Annotated in this window: 5 protein-coding genes and 2 pseudogenes; 1 reads left to right on the top strand and 6 read right to left on the bottom strand. The window is 58.7% G+C overall.

Annotated features, from left to right (window positions below; genetic code table 11):
- The first annotated feature begins 579 nt into the window (after positions 1-579).
- On the top strand, positions 580-945 hold the full coding sequence (locus M3461_01435) for a hypothetical protein (protein MDQ3773128.1): 366 nt from the start codon (positions 580-582) through the stop codon (positions 943-945).
- Positions 946-1,061: 116 nt separating this feature from the next.
- On the opposite strand, the gene M3461_01430 is transcribed toward M3461_01435, so the two are convergent.
- The 6 genes and pseudogenes from M3461_01430 to M3461_01405 all read right to left on the bottom strand — a co-directional run.
- On the bottom strand, positions 1,062-2,222 hold the full coding sequence (locus M3461_01430; protein MDQ3773127.1) for an integrase core domain-containing protein: 1,161 nt from the start codon (positions 2,220-2,222) through the stop codon (positions 1,062-1,064).
- 135 nt (positions 2,223-2,357) lie between these two features.
- Positions 2,358-3,226 (bottom strand): annotated as a pseudogene (locus M3461_01425) (IS110 family transposase).
- Between the two features lie 131 nt (positions 3,227-3,357).
- A pseudogene (locus tag M3461_01420) lies at positions 3,358-3,585 on the bottom strand (heme-binding protein).
- Between the two features lie 236 nt (positions 3,586-3,821).
- Positions 3,822-5,099 (bottom strand): PQQ-dependent sugar dehydrogenase, encoded by a 1,278-nt coding sequence (locus M3461_01415; protein MDQ3773126.1) that lies wholly within the window; start codon positions 5,097-5,099, stop codon positions 3,822-3,824.
- Between the two features lie 99 nt (positions 5,100-5,198).
- Entirely contained in the window at positions 5,199-5,321 is a 123-nt protein-coding gene (locus M3461_01410) for a cytochrome c oxidase assembly protein (protein ID MDQ3773125.1), read from the bottom strand.
- 217 nt (positions 5,322-5,538) lie between these two features.
- On the bottom strand, positions 5,539-5,832 hold a 294-nt coding region (locus M3461_01405), incomplete at its 5' end, for a DUF1269 domain-containing protein (protein ID MDQ3773124.1).

Below are 5,832 nucleotides of genomic sequence, written 5' to 3'. Positions count from 1 at the left end.
GATATAACCATACCGCGTTGACTCGCAATGTTGTGTGACGGTAGTTCACAATATGTGAGTTCTGTCACAAAACACACCGGATCGGTTACCGATTGACCATCGGGCCTACCAAGGAGATGGGCGTCGTCACTGTTGGATTCTTACGCAGCACGCCTAAGCCTCGTGTGGGCGTTCCGCCGCATGACTTCACGATCGTTCGCCGGCAGAAATGTTGCAACGACAAGGAGTTCGGGGTCAGAGAAAAAACTGGCCTATCAGATGGAGACCGATCCATTTATCTGGTAACAAGTTTTACTCTGTTTCCAAAGTGTCCCTGATGTCTAACGCACCGCCCTATACGGTGCGTCGTAGCGCCTGATCTTGGTCATGGTCGGGTCCGTACCCCTAGCCCCCTGTGGGGAAAGACCACATGTTCGACGAGCGAACGCGTGAACGATAGGCGGGTCCGTTCATCCAGATTTGGATAGACGGAAGCGTCAGAGGTAGTATGTTGTTCGGAAAGAGCTTCCTGGGTACGACCAGACCTATTGCGGGAGAGATAGACGGAATGACGTTCTGTTCACATAACAGTTAGAGCCTATGAAACTCAGCGGCTGGCAAAGGCTATGGGTTGTTACTTCGATCGTATACCTTGCTCTTGTGATAACGATCGCAGCGGAGGATTTCCCAAATGCACGGTCAGTTGCTCACGATTCTTCTATTTACGACAGACTCAGTTCGGAATCTATAAAAGCCATTACAGCTTCTCTAGATGCACAAAGCGTGATCCGGGAACAGATGGTAAACGGTCATGAGATTCCATTCCCATCAGGCACCCAATCCGAAACCATCAAAATGGTTGCACGTGAGTATGAAGGTGCGCTCGCGCACCAAGCCGCGGCGGAGAGGTGGCCATACATAGGCTCTGTTGCACTGTGGTGGCTAGTCCCCATAGTTGTTCTTTAAATCCTTGGCTGGTCTATTGGGTGGATCATTCGTGGGTTTCGCCAAATATGACGCTGAGCGGTCGGGGAGATAGGTAACAAAAAAGTCTGGGGACATGGGTTACACATTATGTCGTATTAGCCTTCCGAAGGCGTCTCGATACGCATGTGTTTTTCTAATAGTCTTCCGAGCTTGAGAGGCCCGAAGTAGACATTCCATACCCCGTCATCGATCTCTTCGAGGCCGACGTATTCTCCGGCGCAGGTAATGGAGACATTGACCCACCGGTGATTCCAGCGAATACCGCCATTATAGCTGACATAGCGGAGTTCAAAGCGGTCTGGGTATTCGAGAGGGGGTAGTTTATTGGGCATCTCTCGGGGTGCGCGTTGGTAAAGGGAAGCGGGTGTTTGCATGTCCAGGGCCTCGTGGGGTCGTTGATAGTTGAACTCTTCGCGGAAGTGGTTGAATCTCCGTTGTTGAGCGCGCGAATTGGCGGCCGGGGGGCGAGTGGTTTCGGCTTTGAGGGTGCGATGCATTCTTTCGTGCCGCCCATTTTGTTGGGGTTTCCCCAGTTCAATGAGTTCGGGCAGGATCCCCAAACGGATCCACCACGCCGAGAGCGAAGACAATCGCGCCAGGGTATTGGTCGCGAAGGGCACACCGTTATCGGTGCGAATGCGTTTGGGTAAGCCGAATTCCTTGAACAAGCGGGTGAACACCGGCTTCGCGCCGGTCACAGCGGTGGAAAGCAACCCCTGGCAACCCAGCAGATAACGACTATAGCCATCGGTGAGGGTCAGGGGGTAACAGTAGAGGCCATCACCGGTTTTGAAATGGCCTTTGAAGTCCGCGCTCCAGACATCATTAGGTGCAGCGATGAGGGTAGTCGGTTTACCGGGATGGCCGACGTGACGGCGTCGGCGTTTTTTAGCAACCAAGCCGTTGCGGCTTAAAATATCGCAGACGGTCGAGCGTGCGGGCCAGGGCCAGCGGGGATGGCGCTTGCCTCCGATGGCGAGCAGTTTCTTCGCTCCCCAGGAGGCATGACGAAGGCGTGTCTCAAGGAGAGCGGCAATTACATGCTCGGGGGTTTTGTGCGGGCAGGTGCTGGGCTTGCGCGGGAGATCTTCAAGGCCGCTAGGGCCGTGCTGAAGATAGCGCTCTATCCATTTGTACGCGGTTTTGCGGCTGATGCCGTAGAGCTCGCAGAGTTCTGTGATCGATAAACTTTCACGGAGATAGTCCGCAATGAATTGGGTTTTTTGGTACATAGGCGTTGTTTCACTCCAGGGCATAGGGCACCTCCTTACGGTGCCCATCAGTATCGTTAAACTGTTACCTATGTCCATGGACTAAACTGTTACCTATGTACCCGGACCGTACCTGCGCCGTTTCACCAACTCGTTGATCCAGCGGCTCTGGGCGTCGGTCTTCTTGGCCACGGTCTTCACCACCGCACGTGCCCCGTGGATGAGCAAGGTGCGCAGATAGGTGTCGCCACGCTTGCTGATCCCGAGCAGCTTGGGCTTGCCACCGCTCGAATCCTGCCGGGGCACCAGCCCCAGCCAGGCCGACACCTGCCGCCCAGACTCAAAGGCTTTACCATCACCGAGTGAGGCGGCCATCGCCGTTGCCGTGATCGGCCCAATCCCCGGCACCTCCCCGATATTGCGGCACACCGTGCTCTCTTGGTAGAGCCTCTGGAGCTTGGCCCCGTAGGCGGCTACTTGTTGGTCCAGCTCCAGGACCTGCCGATACCGATCAGCAAACAACTCCCGCACCAAGAAACTCAATCCGTTCTCGCCGTCTTCCAGGATCTCCGGCAGGCGCTTGCGTACCTGGGCCAAGCCCTGACCAATGACGATCCCGTACTCGCCCAACAAACCCCGCAACCGATTGACTTCGGCCGTGCGCGCCTTCACTAACCCGCTACGCACCCGGTGCAACGCCAGAATATCTTGGCTCTCGACACTCTTCACCGGTACAAAACGCATGTTCCTACCGCTTCGCAGATCGCCTCCGCATCGTTGGCGTCGTTCTTGTTGCCCTTTACGTAGGGCTTGACGAACTGCGGGCTGATCAGCCGCACCTCATGCCCGAGCTTCCCGAGCTCCCGCGCCCAGTAATGCGCCCCGGCACAGGCTTCTAGCCCAATCAGGCAGGGATCACGATTGGCGAAGAACGCCAAGACCTGCGCTCGCTTGAGCGATTTGCGCAGAACCACCTTCCCCTTCCCGTCCACACCGTGTACCTGAAAGACGTACTTTGCAATGTCTAAACCGATTGTTGTACTGTTCATACCGGACTCCTCCTCTTCGTTTAAGTGGATCGTTTCATCCTCCACTTTGGCACATCACGATGCCGTTTAGGAGGGGAGGAGTCCATACCATTAGGCTAGTGCGCAGTAAGAAAGGGGCCAGGATCGAATATGGAGTGCTCGATCCCGAACAAGGCACCGCCCGGTTGTGACAGCTGGCCGATCTGCCCGGTCGGCATCCCGAAGAAACAGGCGGTTTTGGTTTTCTTCACGGCGATGTCGCTGCTGCCGACCCAGACATCGTCCATGCGCACGAAGGCCTTCAGGTTGGCACCGGAATCGACCACCGCGATACACATCCGGATATCGATCTCGACCGCCTGTTTCTGCGCCGCCGCGAGAAGTCAATTGCATACTGCCGATCCGTCTCGATTGAATTGCCTCAGTTCGATAAGGCGATGACAATCGTTTCTCCAGACGGGACTTCGGCGTTAACTACTGACTCGGCGGGCGTTGTTGTTCTCGATTATTTTGGTCACGTCCGCCGGCAATTGCAAGTACATAGGTGGCGCCTCTCAGCTGCCGCTCAGTATGGTTCGATGTCGTCGATGGTGTGGCCGCAGGCGACCGGTCGTCTTCAGCGACCCGGTGCGATTTTCCAGAGCTCGCCGTTCACCTCGTCCGTGACAAGGTACAGCGCGCCGTCCGGACCTTGCCGCACGTCGCGCACGCGCTGACCGCGGTCGGCGAGAAGGTGCTCCTCGCCAATCACGCGATCGTTCTCGAGGGTCAAGCGCACGAGCCTCTTTTCTTTGAGGCTGCCGACGAAGAGACTGCCGCGCCACGCCGGGAAGGCGTCGCCGGTGTAGAACTGTGCGCCGGATGGCGCGATCACCGGGTCCCAATAATAGCGGGGCTGCTCGAAGCCGGGGCGATCGGTCACCGCCCCGCGGATCGGCAATCCAAAGTACTCCTCGCCGTACGCCACGAGCGGCCAGCCGTAGTTCTTGCCCTTCTGGATCAGGTTCAGCTCGTCCCCGCCCCTCGTACCATGCTCCACCACCCAGAATCGTCCCTGTGGATCGAACGCGGCGGCCTGCACATTTCGATGACCGAGCGTCCAGATCTCAGGCAGCGCATTGGGCTGCCCGGCGAACGGGTTGTCGGTTGGGGCCGAGCCGTCCGGTCTGATGCGCAGAATCTTGCCCATGTGGCTGTCGAGCTGCTGCGCCTGGGGCCGCATCGGTGCGTCCGAGCGCTCGCCGAGCGCAATGTACAGCATCTGATCCGGACCGAGGGCTAGCCGCGAGCCGAAATGTTTGTTGCCGTCGTAGGTCGGCATCGCGCGAAAGATCACGCGAACCTGCTCGAGGCGCCGCTGGTCGGCCGACAGCAGCCCACGCGCAACGCTGGTGGCGTTGCCTCCCTGTCGAGGCTCGGTGTAGCTCCAATAGATCGTCCGGTCGGAATCGAATGCCGCGCTCAGCGCGACGTCGAGCAGGCCGCCCTGGCCGCGTGCATCGACGGCTGGCACGCCAGCAATCGGTTGCCCCAGCTCACCCGTTGCCGAGACGATGCGCAGGCGGCCGGGCTTCTCCGTGACCAACAGGTCGCCGCCGGGGAGCGGCTCCACGGCCCACGGGTTCTCGAGTCCCTTCGCGAGCGCGCTGACATCGAAGGCGACGTTCGATTGGATCGCGCACGCGCGTGTCTGGCCGGGGAACGCCGGGCGCTGGTCTGGCGCGTTCGGCTCGCGTGTTTCGAGCGGCATGCAGGCGGCCGCGCGGGCGAGAACGCTGTCACCAGAGCTCTGAGACCCGGCATTGTCTGCGGCCACGCCGGAGCGTTCGCTGCAGGCCGCGACCGCGACAGCCAGGACGATCATCGTGATGAATTCTACGCGGGGAGTACGCATGGGTCCTCTCAGGATTAACAGTAGATAAAGAAGATGGGAATACCCGGTGCCGATTGTCCGTGGGTGTTTCGCCGTGACGCGCTACGCGCCGACCCGCCCCTACCGGGATGCAACGAGTCGACTGGCCAGCATTAGGCAGGCGCCCAGATAAACGATTCCCATGGGAACCCACATGAGAAGCCCGGCGAGCTGCTGATCTTTGAGCAGGCTCAGTCCCCACAACTCCGTGCTGTCGTGATACCAGGTGTAAAGCCGTGATGAGGCCGCCAAGCAGGCCGCCGTGCATCAGTGTAGCGAAGGTCGCGCCGAGGGCCGCGGCGGCTCGAACGCGCGTTGAGGATTGCCCCCCAGAACAGACGTCGTATTCGATCTTCACAAGAGCACCGCAGATCGAGGGCGCGTGGATGGTGTCGTGATGGGAAGGCTATGGTCCACGGGTCTACGGTGCAGGCAACCCTGCCGACGACAGAGCTTTGCGCAGTTCCTCCTCTTGGTCTTGCGTCAGGGAGGTCTGGAGCACTCTTCCTTTGAACTGTTTCAGCCCTTCGAGCACCTTGTCGGCCGTAATCTTGCGAAACAGCACGAATAGGGCGGATGTCCCGGGCGTCAGTGTTGATCCGAGATCTTTCATGAAATTATCGGAAACGCCTATGTCGGAGAGAAACCCAGCGAGAGCGCCGCTTCCAGCTCCGACCGCTGCGCCCAGCAGCGGGCTTAGGAAAAACATCCCGAT

This window comes from Pseudomonadota bacterium (assembly GCA_030860485.1).
In the GTDB taxonomy this organism is placed as follows: domain Bacteria; phylum Pseudomonadota; class Gammaproteobacteria; order JACCXJ01; family JACCXJ01; genus JACCXJ01.
This window is presented reverse-complemented; position numbering and strand designations above follow the sequence as displayed.